This is a genomic window from Blastococcus sp. CT_GayMR20 (genome assembly GCF_004570345.1).
In genome coordinates, this window is the sequence record NZ_SPQM01000058.1 from 1 (window position 1) to 14,379 (window position 14,379).

Consider the following 14,379-nt stretch of genomic DNA (forward strand, 5'->3'; position numbering starts at 1 on the left):
GACGAGGCACCGTCAGGTCACGGCACGTCCGGACAGCACCTCTCCAGCCCCTCCGAGCCTGGACGCGGAGATGGTCGTCGCGGTCTACCGGGCGCTCCTGGGCCGTGCTCCGGATGCCGACGGCCTCACCGAGGACACCGACGAGGATCGGGAGGGGCTCGCGGACGTGGGGCACCGGCTCCTGGCCACGGACGGGCTCGGGCGGTTGGACCATCGTCCGCCGTCGCCCGCGGTGCTCAGGACTCTGCCATGGAGTGAGGTCCCGGACCGGTGGGGCAGGCTGCCTGCCCTCGTGCTCGGTCCCTATGGTCGGGAGCTGGCCGACGAGGTCGTGCGGCGGGGTTGCATCGGCGTCGCGAGGGCGGGGCTGTCGGCCGCGGGGGCGCCGTCCTGGGCCACCGCGGGAACCGGCGGCCCGGGGGCCGCGATCGGGGACCGCCGGGGGACGCTGGTGCTCACCGACGAGCTGTACGTGCGCGCCCTCTCGAGACTCCGTCCCGATGTCATCGACGGGACGGTTCTCCGGCTGCTGCATCCCGTGGGGACCCGGATGGGCGAGGGGCCGGAGGAGCGCGGGCTCAGGGTCCTCGCAGCTCGTCGTCGCCTGCATCTCCTGGGATTCGTCGAGGTCAGCCAGGTCGTGGGCCGCCGGTACGGGGGCGAGCCGGTCGTGCTGGACACGTCCTTCGCCATGCCCGTGCCAGGTGAGCTCCTCACCGTCCCAGGGGCGACGGTGCCGGACGGACAGACCCCGAGTGCGGTGTGGCTCGTAGCCCGCCGGGTGCCCGCCGGGGACCGTGCATGAGCGCCCCGCGTTACCTGCTGGTGGGAGCCGCTTCGGAACTGTCCCTGCGCCCGCTCGCCGTTGAATTGCGATCGCGGGGCTTGTCGGTGTCCGTCGTCGACCTCGCGGTGCAGGAGCTGGGGCCGGCCGACCTGCCTCCCGGGGACGGCCCGCTGGTGATGATCACGTCGCAGCACCTCGGTCTGACGGGGCAGGCCTACGACACCTACTACGCGATCCACACGAACGTAGCGACGCCGCCCGCACTCAAGGTGGCGGTCGGTGCGGATCTGCTCGTCTACGTCCCGCACGACCTCGGGGACCCGGTTCTGCACGGGGAGATGCCTCTGTTGTCGTTGCTGGACCTGTACGTCGCCCCGGACGACTCCACCTGGTGGGCGACGGCTCACGTGCCGACGGTCGTCGCCGGCTGGGTCGCCTCAGCCGGAGCCGAGCGGTTCCCGGCACCGCAAGAGGTCCTCCACCGCGGCGTCCTGTTCGTCTCCGCGGTGAAGTGGATCATGAGCAGGGGTGGTGGTCCCTTCCTCGTCGATGCGCTGCGCCACACCCTCGCGCACGGGCTCGCGGTGAAGCTGCCGGACTGGCCGGGGGTCGAAGGGCTGGAGGACGCCCTGCGTGGAGCGGGGGCCGTCGTCGTGGACCGGCAGGCCCCGGCCGCCGCGCTCATCGCTCAGGCGCCCCTCGTGGTGTCCACTGCCTCCGGGTCGATCATCGCCGAGGCCGCCCTGGCGGGTCACCGGCCTGTGTGCGTGGCCCCGACAGGCGGGGAGCGCGAGTTGACCGGTGACGTCGCCGAGTTCGACGTCATCACCTGCAGCGACGAGGAGTTCCCCGAGGCGGTGGGCCGTGCAGGCCGCGTCCGGCCGGGCTCCGGCTCGTTCGACACCGATCTGTTCCTGACCGCCGTCCGGGACAGGCTCGAGGCGCTGGCTCGTGACTGAGCCGAAGGTTCTGGTCGACCTCGACGGCACGTTGACACGCACGGAACTGCTGCCGGTGATCGCACGCTCGGCCGGGATCGAGGAGGAGATCACCCGGCTCACCGATGACACCCTCGCCGGTCGCATCCCCTTCGCGGAGAGCTTTCGGCGGCGGGTGGGGATGCTGTCCGGGGTGCCCATCGAGCTGGTCCACGAGGCGATCCTCGGGGCGCCCCTCTTCGAGGAGCTCATGGCGCTGTTGCTGGAGCATCCCGAGCGGGTCATGGTCGTGACGGGCAACCTGGACGTCTGGGTCCAGCCCTTCCTCGATCGCCACGGGCTCGAGGGCATGACGTCGACGGCCACCCGGCTGCCCGGAGGCGGCACGGGCGTCGGCACGATCCTCAACAAGGCCGCGGCCGTCCGTCAGCACGAAGGCCGGTTCCGGATCGCCATCGGCGACGGAGCCAACGATGCCTCGATGGTGCGCGGGGTCGAGGTGGGGGTCGCCTGGTGCGGGGTGCACCGCGCAGCCGACTCCCTGATGGAGGTGGCGGGATATGCATTCGCGAGCGAGAGGACGCTGTGTCGGTTCCTACGACGGTGGTGGTGAACGCTGCCGGGCTCGGTTCCCGGATGGGGCTGAACCGGCCCAAGGCCATGGTGGAGGTCGAGGGACGACCCCTGATCTCGTGGCAGCTGGCCATGCTGAGATCGGTGGAGGACGTGCGTGTGGTGCTGGGCTACCGGGCCGCCGAGGTGGCGGAGGTGGTCTTCGGGGAGCGCCCGGACGCCACGGTGGTCCTCAACCACGAGTTCGCTTCCACCGGTACGGCCGCGAGCTTCCTCCGGGGTGCGGCCGGGGCGGAGGGTCCGGTGGTCTCGCTCGACTGCGACCTGGTCGTCCACCCGCACGACCTGCAGGCGTTCATCGAGGGGCCCGCACCCATGCTCGGGGTGTTCCGACGGCAGAGCGTCGAACCGGTGCTGGTCGAGGTGAGCGCTCACGACGGCCTGGCGATGGCCACCCGGTTCACGAGAGAGAGTGTGGGGGAGCAGGCGTGGGAGTGGTCGGGGTTGGTCTCCCTCCGGCACCGCGCCGATGCGCCGGAGTCGGCCAGGGGGCACGTCTTCGAGATGGTGGCGCCGCTCCTCCCGCTCCTGGCCAGGGAGATCCGGGCCCGGGAGGTCGACTACGAGGAGGAGATCGAGGACATGGCCGAGTGGATCAGGGCGCTCCAGGACGAAGGTGTCCTCGCGTGATCGGCGACTTCGCCGCGGAGTTCTGGAACCGGCGAGCGCAGGAGACCGAGGGATCCATCCGGTGGACCGACGACGCCATGCTTCGTCATGACCGGCTCGTCGTCGGGAGCGTGCTGCCGCCCAGCGGGGGCTCGCTGCTGGACCTCGGCTGCGGGACCGGGGACCTCTTCGCCGGCTTCCTCGACCGACTGGAGCACGTGACCGCGGTCGACATGGTCGCCACCTTCGTCGACCGGCTGCCTAAGAACCCCAAGGTCGACGGGGTGGTCAGCGGACTGACGTCGTTCGAGCCGACCCGGGTGTACGACACCGGCGTGCTGTTCGGTGTGGTCACCCACCTCACCCCCGACGACGAGATGTCGGTGTACCGGCTGCTGCGGCGGGCCGTCCCGAAACTGGGAGCCGTCGTCGTCAAGAACCAGTGCTCTCGCGGGGAGGAGCTGCTCGTCGACCGGCTCTCGGAGGCCTTCGGTCAGCGGTACGTCGGCCGCTATCCCTCGATCGAAGGGCAGCGTGACCGGCTGGCCCTCTTCTTCGACGAGGTCGCTGTCCGGCCGTACCCCGAGGAGCTCAACCCCTGGCCGGAGAGCCAGCACGTCGCCTTCGTCTGCCGCTGAGCGGAAGAGGCGGTGTGCCGACCCGTCGGAGCGTCGATCCGTGACGTCCGCGGGCGGTCAGAACGTCTCCCCGGCGGGTGGCATCGCCGGGGGGAGGCGGCGGGGTGCCGGACTGAACAGCTCGTGCGCCCGGGTGGCCAGCCGCTCGATGAGCGTCGAATCGGACGCGAATCCGGCGCGGGCTGCGATCGTCGCGAGATCCTCGGCCAGCGCGACCCGGCGTCGGGCGGCGCCTGCTCCCTGCAACGCGGTGAGGATCCCGCGGGCGTACGCGTCGGGCGAATGGTGCTCCTGGGCGAATGCCCGCGCCGACGTCGCGGCACGCTCGCGCAGCGCGGGATCGTCGACCAGCCGGCGGAGCGCTGCCCCCACCTGCGTCGCCGTCGGCGGCACGGGGACACGGGTCACGGCGTCCGCCGGGGCCTCCCGGTAGCAGCCGTCGTTCACGCTCACGATCGGCAGCCCGAAGGCAAGGCTCTCCGCGAGGACCGCCGACGCCGCCTCGCCACAGGGGTGACGGAGGATGGTCGCGATGTCGGCCCGGGCGCGGAGAGCGTCGAGGGTCGTGTCGCTGACCTCCCCGAGCACGGTGGTGCTGTCGGTGAGTCCCATCGCATCGATGTGCTGGCGCAGGCGGTCGAGGTCCTGCGGCTGGCTGTGCCCGCAGATGACCAGGTGCACCCGGTCGCCCAGTCCCGCGTGCGCCACCGCCTCGACGACGGTGGGTACGTGCTTGTTCGGGTTCAGGACCCCGGCCTGCAGGACGATGACCCGGTCCTCGGGCAGCCCCAGGTCGACCGGGGCCTCGGGAGGAGCCTGCCCCACCGACACCGGGAGCGGCACGACGGTCACGTCGCCCACGTACCGACGACGGAGGGCCTCCGCCGCGTAGCGGGAGTGCGTGACCACCGCCGTGGCACGCTCCAGCGCCACCTCGGTCATCGGGAAGTCCTGGACTGTCTCCGTCCGGTACAGCCACTCACCGGGCCGCTCGAGGCCCTCCCGCGCAGCCTGCTGCCCCTCGGGCCCGTACCACCGGTGCATGGCCCGGAGGAAGTCGTCGTCGTTCACGGCGCGCAGCCGGTTGAACATGAGGTGCACCAGCGACAGGTCGTGCAGGACCACGACCCCGGGGACTTCCTGGCTCAGCTCCAGGATCGGGCCGTGGTAGACGGGTTGGTCGCCGATGTTGTAGACGACCGCGTCATAGTCGGCGAGACGTTCAGCGGTGTCGGCGGAGATCTCCCGGCCGGGATCGGGCCAGCTCCGGCCCCCTGCGTCGACCGGGTACCAGATGTCGACCTCGACGCCCGCTGTGCGGCGCAGCGCGTCGACGGCGAGCGCGCCCACCGCCCCGATCGCACTCCGCACCGAGAAGGGCGTGCACCAGGCGATCTTCACGACAGCAACGTCTCCACCACTGAGTCCCAACTGAGGTTCAGCTTCTCCACCATTTCGTGTCCGGCCGCGCCCATGTCCGACGCGAACCGCGGCCTGGTGGTGAGCGTGGTCATGGCCGCCGCGAGCGACTCCGGAGTGGCGTCGGCGACCAGGCCGGTCCGTTGGTCGCGCACCAATTGCAGGACGCCGCCGGAGTCCGAGGTGGTGAGGACGGGCTTGCGCGACAACATGGCCTCCACCGTGACGTAGCCGTAGGAGTCCTCGTCGTGGGGGAGATATGCGACGGCGCGGGAGCCGGCGAGCAGGTCGACCTTCTCCTCGTCGGTGATGAACCGGAGCAGCAACCGCACCCGGTCCCCGAGCCCGTTCTCCTCCACGAAGCGCTCCATGACCGCACCGTCCTCAGGCGTCTCCGGCTGGCCGGCGACGATCAGCCGTACGTCCGGTCCGGCGTGGGCCATCGCCTCCACGAGCATCTGCTGCCGCTTGCTGGCGTTGATGCGGCCGATCGCGAGGACGTAGTCGCCGAGGCCGTCGTCGCGGAAGGTGTCCGCGCCGCCGTGCGGCGGGAGCAGGACCTCGGCATGGAGGCCGTTGAACCGCTCCAGCCGGTCGGCGGTCACCGAGCTGTTGCAGTAGAGGCCGTGGGCGGCCCGGAGGACGCGCACGTCGGACGTGTGGATGGCCCGGCGGAGCTCGTCGGTCTCCGGGGTGTTCGGCAGGTACTGCATGGGCGTGCCCCACAGGTCGTAGGCCTGCCGGAACTGGTGCAGCAGCCAGACCACCTTGTTCTCATGGGGCACCAGGTAGGCAGGGAACTTCAGCGCGATCACACGGTCCGCGTCCTGGACCTGGATGGCGGCGGCCGCCGCCATACTGTCCGCGATGGCCTCGGCGCTGTGCCAGCGCAGAGGCAGGCGGACGACCTGGGCCTGGTGCCCCCGGATCACCAGTTCTCGGGCCAGGGAGTCGGCGAGGTGCTCGGCTCCGCCCTTCAGGAACGGGATCCCGTTGTTCAGGACCAGCACCTTCACGACAGCAGCCTCTCCACGACGTGGTCCCAGTCGATGTTCATCTCGCGCAGGCGGACTGCATGGGCGGCGCCCATGCGGGCCGCGAGCTCGCGGTCGCGATAGAGGGTGTCGAAGGCCCGCGCCAGCGCCTCGGGCTTCGGTTCGGTGACGAATCCGTTGACCCCGTCCCGGACCAACTCCAGGACGCCGCCGCTGTCGGTGGCCGTGATGAGCGGCCGCTGCGCCGCGGCGCTCTCGAGGCCGACGTAGCCGTAGCTGTCCTCGTCGTGCGGCAGGTAGACGGAGGCCAGGGCGTTGTTCATCAGGTCCCACTTGGTCTCGTCGGAGACGCGCGCGTTGTGGAACGTGACCTTCTCCTGCAGTCCCAGCTCGTGCACGCGGCGGACGATGCGTTCCGCGTACTCCCCGGTCGCGCCCCGGCCGGCGAGGACCAGGCGGACCGGCGTCTCGGTGAGCGCCATCGCCTCGACGGCCAGCAGTTGCTGCTTGTGCGGCTCGATCCGCGAGATGGAGAACACGTAGTCGCCCAGGGGACCCGGCTGCGCGCCCGCGTCGTGGGGCAGCGGCGGGTACAGGACCTCGGCGTCGACACCGTTGTAGTGGCGCAGCCGGTCACGGACGCGGGCCGAGTTGGTGAAGATCTGCTTGGCTTCGCCGAGGGCCACCTCGTCGGAGGCGAACATCATCCGGCGGAACTCCCAGCCGTCGGCGTCCCGGGGGACGTCGGGGAACTGCTCCCAGAGGTCGTAGGCGGGCCGGTGGTGATGGATGAACCAGAGGATCTTGTGGTGGTGGCGAACGAGGTAGCTCGGCGTCCGGACGGCGATCAGCCGGTCCCCGAAACCGGTGAAGTCCATGGAGCGCAGCCCGACCATCTGGCCCGGCAGGAGCTCTGTGTGGCCGTGAACGGGGATCGTGAAGAGGTCGACCTCGTGGCCCCGTTGCTCCAGCTCGTCGGCCAGCCACTGCGTCAGCGACTCCGCACCGCCCTCCACGAAGGGCACGACGGAGGTGACGATGATGATCTTCACGATCTGATCGCCCGGCGCGGCACGTTCATCGTGTTCTCCCCGTCCTTCATTCGCTGGGCGATCGGCAGTCCGCCGCGCCCGTGCCGGTCACCGTGACGGGCGTGGTCGGCCGGTTGATGGCGCGTCACGGCGTGGGCCCCAACCTTCGGAGGTGCGCCGGCGTCAACTCCGAGACGCGCTCTGCACCTCGGCGACTTCCCTCGCCAGGCTTGCCACATCGTCCATCAGTCTGCGCTGCACGCGCCAGTTCCATTCGGTGGTGGATTCGAGCGCAGCCACTGGCAGCGTCACCTCGGCATGGCGTCGGGCCCTGTGCGCGAGCCACCAGGCGCTGGGCAACGTGCGAAGGAGGACGCGGCGTCCCGCGCGGCGGCGGAGCGTCGCCCAGACCATCCACGTGACCGACCGCCCCGCGCGCCGTCCGGAGACCAGGGTGCGCTCGACGTCGGCGTCCACGCTGCCCATGACCGTCTTCTGCACCGAGCGGGCGAGGTGCTCGTCGTACGTCGGCGCTGCCGGTGGGAACCGGAGCTGGGCGCGCGCCTCGGCCGAGCGCAGTACCGAGTTCAGGACCTCGTCGTGGTCGGCACCGTTCCTCAGGGCCTCGGAGTGGGTGTGCAGTCCACCCATGTCGGGACGACGACCGAGTGCCAGGAGGTAGGCGCCCGTCACGAAGACGTGGTGCAGGTGCGTAGAGGCGTCCACGGTGGTGCCCACGGCCTCGTCGCTGGCCACCAGCCGCGACACGAGTTCCCCGGGGGGCCACCCACCGCGCAGGAGGGCTTCGTGGGTGGCCAGGCCCTCGGGGTCCGGGAGTCGGCCCAGCACCGCCGCGTAGGCGCCGTACACCCACGCCAGCGCGGTGTCCGGCTGGCGGTCGAGGTCGCCGACGGTCAGCCGGGAGGCCGCGACGGCGTGTCGCCGCTCGGCATGCATCGCCCGGACGAGCGTCGTGAACGTCCGCCGCTCGAACAGGGAGCGGGGCGATGACTCGTGGCTGGTCGCAGCGGGAACCGAAGAACTCAGCAGGGCCTGGCTCACCTCAGTCGAAGGGGCGCGAGCCTGGCGAGAAACCGCTCGGCGACGTGATCGATGTCGTCGTCACGCAGGTTCACGTGCGTCGGCAGGGAGATGCCGCGCCGGCCCAGCATCCCAGACACCGGGAAGGTGTCCTCCTGGAGGTAGGGCGGGAGGGTGTGCATGGGGTGGAAGACCGGACGGGTCTCGATGCCGTCCATCGCCAGAGCGTCGATCATCCCGTCGCGCTCGGCCATGGTGGTGTGCTCGGGCAGGAGAACGGTGTAGAGCCAGTTCACGCGGGTCGCCCGGGGATCGGTCAACGGCGTCTGGATGCCCGGCACGCCGGCGAGGTGGGCGTCGTAGCGCTCGGCCACCTCCTGGCGGCGCAGCAGGAACTCCGAGAGCTGCTCCAGCTGGGCGCAGCCGATGGCGGCAGCGATGTTGGTCATGCGGTAGTTGAAGCCGACCTCGGGGAACCAGTACCGGCGCTGGGGGTCCATGCCCTGCCCCCGGAGCAGGCGCAGCCGTGCGGCCAGGGCGTCGTCGTCGGTGGTGACGGCACCGCCCTCACCGGTGGTGAGGACCTTGTTGCCGAAGAAGCTGAAGACGCCGGCGGTGCCGAGGGAACCGACCGGCCGGCCCTCCCACGTCGCGGTGTGCGCTTCGGCGGCGTCCTCGACCAGGGCGAGCCCGTGGCGGTCGGCCAGCTGCCGGAGGTCGGTCATGTCCGCGGGGTGGCCGTAGAGGTGGACCGGGATCACGGCAACGGTCCGCCGGGTGATCCGCCGGGCGACGTCCGCCGGGTCGATGCACATGGTCACCGGGTCCACGTCGGCGAGCACCGGGACGGCGCCGCAGTACTTCACGGCGTTGGCCGTGGCGATGTACGTGAGCGAGGGGACGATCACCTCGTCGCCCGGGCCGACGCCCAGGGCGGCGAGGGCCAGGTGGAGGGCCGTCGTCCCGTTGTTGGTCGCCACCGCGTGCTTCGTGCCTGCGACCTCGGCGAAGCGCTGCTCGAACAGGTCGATGAAGCGTCCGGCGGATGAGATCCAGGTCGACTCCATGCATTCCTGCACGTAGCGCTGCTCGTTGCCCCCGAGGCGGGGCTCGGCCACCTTGACGGTGCGCGTCTGGGTGATGGGAAGGGCCGTCATGAACGTCTCCTGGATCGTGCGGGGGCGCCCACGACGGTCTCTCGTGGTGGGACGTCGGTGATGACTACGGCTCCGGCGCCCACGACGGCCCAGGGGCCGACGTGGACGTCCGGTATGACGGAGGCACCCACGCCCGCGAAGGCGCCCGCACCGATGCGGACTCCTCCGGCGAGATGCGTGCCGGGTGCGATGTGCGCGAACTCTTCGATGACGCAGTCGTGGTCGACGCTGGCCGCGGTGTTGACCACCGCACCGGTCCCGATCTCCGCGCGCGGGCCGACGAGGGCGCCGTGCAGGACAGCGGCTCCCGGTAGGACCGACGCGTAGGAGGACACGCGGGCCGTGTCGGCCACGAGCGTTGCCAGGTCGAACCCGAGCTCCATGACGCGGCCGCACAGCGTGCGACGGAGGCTGTTGTCGCCGAGGGCGACGAAGGCCGATGTCACGTCCGAACGACGGAGTTCCTCGAGGGCGTCGTCACCGCCCAGATACTTCAGCGGCAGCCGGTCGTCCGGTTCCGGGGAGACATAGCCCACGAACTCCAGACGGCGCTGATCGGCGGCGTCGAGGCAGGACATGGCGTGTCCACCCCCGCCGACCATGACGACTCGTTCCGGTCCGAGGGCACTCATCGAGAGCTCACGCTCCGTCGTCCCCCCGTCACTCACTTAAGGTAACGCGGTAACTCCGAATGGCAAGCGGTACGGGTTCCTGCGCGACGGATGTGACCGATGTGACTCGTGGGACGACGTTACGGTTTCTTTACCGCCGCAGCGCTGCGCAGGACCCCGGCGGTGGCTCGGGCACTGGCACCCCAATCGAGTTCCTCCGCACGGGCGCTCGAGGCGTGACGCATCGCCAGGTTGCGAGCATCGTCGGCGGCCTCCGCGAGACCCCGGGCCACGTCCACGGCATCGTGCGGATCGACGAGCACGGCGGCTCCACCCGCGGCCTCCTCCGTCGCCGTGCCCCGGGAGGTGACGACCGGCGTCCCGTGAGCCATGGCCTCGGTGACCGGCATGCCGTACCCCTCCTTCAGCGAGGGGTAGCAGAAGACGCGCGCCCCGGCGTACGCCGCCTCGAGGTCGGGCCGGGACAGCCGACCCAGTAGCCGCACCCGCTCGCCCTGCCCCCCGGCGAGGCGGTCCTGCTCCGGACCCCAGCCCTCCGGCCCGGCCAGGACGAGGTCCAGGTCGGCGCCGGTGTCCAGGAGGCGGCCGAATGCGGCCACGAGCGTGGGCAGGTTCTTCCGCGGTTCGCGGGTGCCGGCCCACAGGACGTAGGGCCGCTCGAGGCCGTGCCGCTCCAGGAACTCCGTCACCTGCGCCGGAGTGACCGTCGCCCGCCGCACCCCATGAGGGACGACGTGCAGCCGGTCCTCGGCGATACCGGCGGCCACGCAGTCGTCGCGGGTGGCGTGCGACGGCACGATGACGGCCGCCGCCTCGTCCCGGGCGATCTCGAGGCCGCGCCGGAAGAACCGGACCCCGCGGGGCGTGAAGTGCCCGGGGTCGTCGAGGAACGCCAGGTCGTGGACCGTGACCACCAGCGGCACGCGGGCGCCGGGCGCCGCCCACGTGGTCGCGTGCACGACGTCGGCTCCGCGCCCCACGCGGGGACGGCGGGCGCGCTGCCAGGCCTCGTACAACGCGACACGCGGGAGCGGCAGCCGGCGGAGGGGGAGGTCCAGGCCCTCGGGCGCCGGCCCGCGGTGCCACGCGGCCACTCCCGTCACCGTCAGGTCCGGCATGGCGGCGTACTCGCGGACCAGCTCCCGGATGTAGGTGGCGGAACCACCCGGCACCGGCTGCCACAACTGCTCCACGGTCATGGCGACCTGCAGCGGCCCGGGGTCGTCCACGGACCGAACGTAGCCGCCGTAGTGTTGCCGCGTGGGGGCGGTGCGGGCGTGACGCTTCGGGTGCTGGTCGACGTCACCGCGATCCCGCAGGACCGGGGCGGGGTGGGCCGCTACCTCGACGGCGTGCTGCCGCCGCTGGCGGCGCTGGCCGTCGACCTCGTCCTGGTCGCGCAGCCGCACGACGTCGAGGGCTTCGCCCGCAGGATGCCGTCGGCCGAGGTGATCGCGGCTCCGGCGGCCATCGCCCGCCGGCCGGTGCGGTTGGCCTGGGAGCAGACCGGGCTCCCGCGGCTGGCGAAGGCCTGCCGTGCCGACGTGCTGCACAGCCCGCACTACACGATGCCGGTCCTCGCGGGCCGGCCCGTGGTGGTGACCGTGCACGACGCGACCTTCTTCACCGACCCCCAGGTGCACTCCGCCGTCAAGGGGCGGTTCTTCCGCGCCGCCACCCGTCTCGCCGGCCGGCGGGCCGCCGTCCTCATCGCGCCGTCGCGGGCCACCCGGTCCGAGGTCGTCCGCGAGGCCCGCGTGGACCCGGCGAAGATCTGCGTCGCCTGGCACGGCGTCGACACGTCGGTGTTCCGGCCGCCGGCCGAGGACGACCGTGCCCGGGTGGCCGCCTCGCTCGGCCTGGAGGGACGGCGGTACCTCGCCTTCCTCGGCACCATCGAGCCGCGCAAGAACGTCCCCGAGCTGATCCGGGGCTGGGTGGCGGCGGTGGCGGACACCCCCGATCCGCCGGCGCTGGTCCTGGCCGGCGGGCGGGGCTGGGACGACGAGGTCGACGCCGCCGTGGCCGCCGTCCCTCCGGGCCTCACGGTGGTGCGACCGGGCTACGTCCCCCTCGACGACCTGCCCGGCCTGCTGGGCGGGGCCGAGGTCGTCGCCTATCCCAGCCTGGGGGAGGGCTTCGGCCTCCCGGTGCTGGAGGCGATGGCCTGCGGTGCGACCGTCCTGACCACCGACCGGCTCGCCCTGCCCGAGGTGGGCGGTGACGCTGTGGCGTACTGCGGCACCGACAGCGCCTCGATCGCCGCCCAGCTGAGCCGGCTGCTGGCCGACGCGGGCGAGCGACGGCGGCTCGCCGGCCTCGCCCGCGAACGGGCCGCCCAGTTCACCTGGGAGCGGGCGGCGGAGATCCACCTCGACGCCTATCGCGCCGCCGCCGCGAACGGTCCGACGGGCCCCGTCTAGGGTCGCTGCCGTGGGGAACGAGTCGGCGACGCCATTGCGCGTCGTGGCGGTGACCTACTCGCCGGGGGAGGCCCTCGAGGGCTTCCTCGGTTCCCTGGCGGAGGCCACCAGCCGCCCCGTCGACGTGGTGCTGGCCGACAACGGCTCGACCGACGGCGTGCCCGAACGGGCCGCTGCCCGCCATCCGCACGTCCGTCTGCTGCGCACCGGCGGCAACATCGGCTACGGACCCGCCGCCAACGCCGGCCTCGCCGACCGGCGTCAGGGCTGGGCGCTCGTCTCCAACCCCGACATCCGGTTCGAGCCGGGAGCGGTGGACGAACTCCTGGACGTCGCGGCGCGCTGGCCGCGGGCAGCCACCGTCGGCCCGGCCATCCGCACGCCCGACGGGCAGCTGTACCCGTCCGCGCGCGACCTCCCGTCGCTGTCCACCGGCATCGGCCACGCGCTGCTCGGCTGGGCGTGGCCGAGCAACCCGTGGACCGCGCGGTACCGCCGCGAGCGCGAGGCGCCGCGCGAGCGGACGGCCGGCTGGCTGTCCGGTTCGTGTTTCCTCGTGGACCTCGAGGCCTTCCACTCCGTCGGCGGGTTCGATCCCGGGTATTTCATGTACTTCGAGGACGTCGACCTCGCCGAGCGGCTCACGCGGCGGGGCTGGTTGCACGTCTACGCGCCGTCCGCGGTGGTCGAGCACGAGGGTGGGCACGCCACCCGCCGGAATCCGCACCGGATGCAGCGCGTCCACCACACGAGCGCGCTGCGGTACCTCTCCCGCCGGTACCCCGGTCGCCTGCGCATGCCGTTGCGGGCGGCACTCCGGGCCGGCCTGGGCGGCCGGATGCTCATCTCGTACGTGAGCTCCCGGGTGGGCGCGGGCGCGCAGCCGCAGCGGTCGGCCGACGAGCTGCCCCGTCGGCGGCGACGCCCGTGGCGCCGGGCGGGAGCACGGGAACCGATCGAGAGGACGACCCAGTGAGACACGCGGTGATCATGGCCGGCGGATCCGGGACCCGGCTGTGGCCGCTGTCCCGGGCCGAGCGTCCCAAGCAGCTGCTCGACGTCGTCGACGACGGCGACGGCGGGGCCCACAGCCTGCTGGCCGAGGCCTTCACGCGCCTGCAGGCGGTCCTGCCGACCGGGCAGATCTGGGTCTGCACCGCCGCCCGCTACGGCGACCAGGTACGCGCCGCGCTGCCCGAGCTGGGCGCCGACCGGCTGGTCCTGGAACCGGTGGCCCGCGACACCGCCAATGCCGTCGGGCTCGCCGCCGCGCTCGTGGCCGACGCCGACCCCGACGCCGAGCTCGCGGTGGTCAGCGCCGACCACGTCATCCGGCCCGTCGAGCGGTTCGCTGCAACCCTCGAGACCGCCTACGAGGCCCTCGGCGCCCGCCCCCGCTCCCTGGTGACCCTCGGGATCACACCGACCTCTCCGGCGACCGGGTTCGGCTACGTGCAGCGGGGTGCGGAGACGGAGGTGCCCGGGGTGGCCGAGGCGGCCTCCTTCCGCGAGAAGCCCGACCGGGCCACGGCCGAGGAGTACCTCGCGTCGGGTGAGTACCTGTGGAACTCCGGGATGTTCGTGTGGCGGGCCCAGACGGTCCTGGACGCCCTCGCCGACCACCTGCCGGAGTCCGCGGAGGGACTGGCGAAGATCGTGGCGGCACCCGCCGGCCCCGAGCGGGAGCGGGTCCTGGCCGAGGTCTTCCCGGACCTGCCGAAGATCAGCGTCGACTACGCCGTCCTGGAGCCGGCTGCCGCGGAGCCGGGCCGGGTGCTGGTCGCCGACCTCGACGTCGACTGGCTCGACGTCGGCTCGTGGCCCGCGCTGGCCTCGACCCTGTCCGACGACGGGGCGGGCAACGCCGTCCGTGGCCTGGCGGTCGTCGTCGACAGCTCGGGCAACATCGTGTTCAGCGACGACCCCGACCACCTCGTCGCGCTGGTCGGCGTCCGCGACAGCGTCGTCGTCCACACCGCCGACGTGACCATGGTCTGCCCGGTGTCCGACGCCGAGCGGGTCAAGCAACTGCTCGCCGCCGCCGAGGCCGCCCACGCCTCGCGGTACAGCTGAGCG

General features: G+C 72.3%; 15 protein-coding genes. 8 read left to right on the top strand and 7 right to left on the bottom strand.

Features of this window, described 5'->3' with window-relative positions; translation table 11 throughout:
- The 5 genes from E4P40_RS28565 to E4P40_RS14390 form a co-directional block, all read left to right on the top strand.
- Window positions 1–805: hypothetical protein (locus E4P40_RS28565; protein WP_209305331.1), on the top strand; the 805-nt coding region annotated here is incomplete at its 5' end.
- Window positions 802–1,746 carry a hypothetical protein gene (locus E4P40_RS14375; protein ID WP_135159247.1) on the top strand — a complete coding sequence of 315 codons (945 nt, stop codon included), beginning with the start codon at window positions 802–804 and terminating at the stop codon, window positions 1,744–1,746. The genes E4P40_RS28565 and E4P40_RS14375, both read left to right, overlap by 4 nt.
- Window positions 1,739–2,338 carry an HAD-IB family phosphatase gene (locus tag E4P40_RS14380; RefSeq protein WP_135159248.1) on the top strand — a complete coding sequence of 200 codons (600 nt, stop codon included), beginning with the start codon at window positions 1,739–1,741 and terminating at the stop codon, window positions 2,336–2,338. The genes E4P40_RS14375 and E4P40_RS14380 overlap by 8 nt, the downstream gene beginning before the upstream one ends.
- Window positions 2,335–2,988 carry an NTP transferase domain-containing protein gene (locus tag E4P40_RS14385; protein WP_135159249.1) on the top strand — a complete coding sequence of 218 codons (654 nt, stop codon included), beginning with the start codon at window positions 2,335–2,337 and terminating at the stop codon, window positions 2,986–2,988. Before E4P40_RS14380 ends, E4P40_RS14385 begins: the two co-directional genes overlap by 4 nt.
- On the top strand, window positions 2,985–3,605 hold the full coding sequence (locus E4P40_RS14390) for a class I SAM-dependent methyltransferase (RefSeq protein WP_135159250.1): 621 nt from the start codon (window positions 2,985–2,987) through the stop codon (window positions 3,603–3,605). Before E4P40_RS14385 ends, E4P40_RS14390 begins: the two co-directional genes overlap by 4 nt.
- Window positions 3,606–3,662: 57 nt before the next feature.
- Here E4P40_RS14390 and E4P40_RS14395 read toward each other — a convergent pair whose 3' ends face one another.
- From E4P40_RS14395 to E4P40_RS14425, 7 genes are all read right to left on the bottom strand, one after another.
- Window positions 3,663–5,006, bottom strand: coding sequence for a glycosyltransferase family 4 protein (locus tag E4P40_RS14395; RefSeq protein ID WP_135159251.1), 1,344 nt, complete (start codon window positions 5,004–5,006; stop codon window positions 3,663–3,665).
- The gene (locus E4P40_RS14400) at window positions 5,003–6,040 is read right to left on the bottom strand and encodes a glycosyltransferase family 4 protein (protein WP_135159252.1); all 1,038 of its coding nucleotides are present in this window, start codon (window positions 6,038–6,040) and stop codon (window positions 5,003–5,005) included. Before E4P40_RS14400 ends, E4P40_RS14395 begins: the two co-directional genes overlap by 4 nt.
- Entirely contained in the window at window positions 6,037–7,071 is a 1,035-nt protein-coding gene (locus E4P40_RS14405; RefSeq protein WP_135159253.1) for a glycosyltransferase family 4 protein, read from the bottom strand. The genes E4P40_RS14400 and E4P40_RS14405 overlap by 4 nt, the downstream gene beginning before the upstream one ends.
- Window positions 7,072–7,233: 162 nt before the next feature.
- Window positions 7,234–8,112 carry a DUF4214 domain-containing protein gene (locus E4P40_RS14410; protein WP_135159254.1) on the bottom strand — a complete coding sequence of 293 codons (879 nt, stop codon included), beginning with the start codon at window positions 8,110–8,112 and terminating at the stop codon, window positions 7,234–7,236.
- Entirely contained in the window at window positions 8,109–9,248 is a 1,140-nt protein-coding gene (locus E4P40_RS14415; protein WP_135159255.1) for a DegT/DnrJ/EryC1/StrS family aminotransferase, read from the bottom strand. Before E4P40_RS14415 ends, E4P40_RS14410 begins: the two co-directional genes overlap by 4 nt.
- Window positions 9,245–9,880, bottom strand: coding sequence for a NeuD/PglB/VioB family sugar acetyltransferase (locus tag E4P40_RS14420; protein ID WP_135159256.1), 636 nt, complete (start codon window positions 9,878–9,880; stop codon window positions 9,245–9,247). Before E4P40_RS14420 ends, E4P40_RS14415 begins: the two co-directional genes overlap by 4 nt.
- 119 nt (window positions 9,881–9,999) lie before the next feature.
- The gene (locus tag E4P40_RS14425; RefSeq protein WP_209305332.1) at window positions 10,000–11,109 is read right to left on the bottom strand and encodes a glycosyltransferase family 1 protein; all 1,110 of its coding nucleotides are present in this window, start codon (window positions 11,107–11,109) and stop codon (window positions 10,000–10,002) included.
- A gap of 48 nt (window positions 11,110–11,157) precedes the next feature.
- On the opposite strand from E4P40_RS14425, the gene E4P40_RS14430 reads away from it, so the two are divergent.
- Genes E4P40_RS14430 through E4P40_RS14440 form a run of 3 tightly spaced genes read left to right on the top strand, consistent with a single transcriptional unit; the run spans window position 11,158 to window position 14,376 of the window.
- Window positions 11,158–12,303, top strand: a complete 1,146-nt coding sequence (locus E4P40_RS14430; RefSeq protein ID WP_135159257.1) for a glycosyltransferase family 1 protein — start codon at window positions 11,158–11,160, stop codon at window positions 12,301–12,303.
- Between the two features lie 10 nt (window positions 12,304–12,313).
- Window positions 12,314–13,279, top strand: a complete 966-nt coding sequence (locus tag E4P40_RS14435; protein ID WP_135159258.1) for a glycosyltransferase family 2 protein — start codon at window positions 12,314–12,316, stop codon at window positions 13,277–13,279.
- Complete coding sequence (locus E4P40_RS14440) at window positions 13,276–14,376, top strand: sugar phosphate nucleotidyltransferase (protein ID WP_135159259.1); 1,101 nt, start codon at window positions 13,276–13,278, stop codon at window positions 14,374–14,376. Before E4P40_RS14435 ends, E4P40_RS14440 begins: the two co-directional genes overlap by 4 nt.
- The last annotated feature ends 3 nt before the right edge of the window (window positions 14,377–14,379 follow it).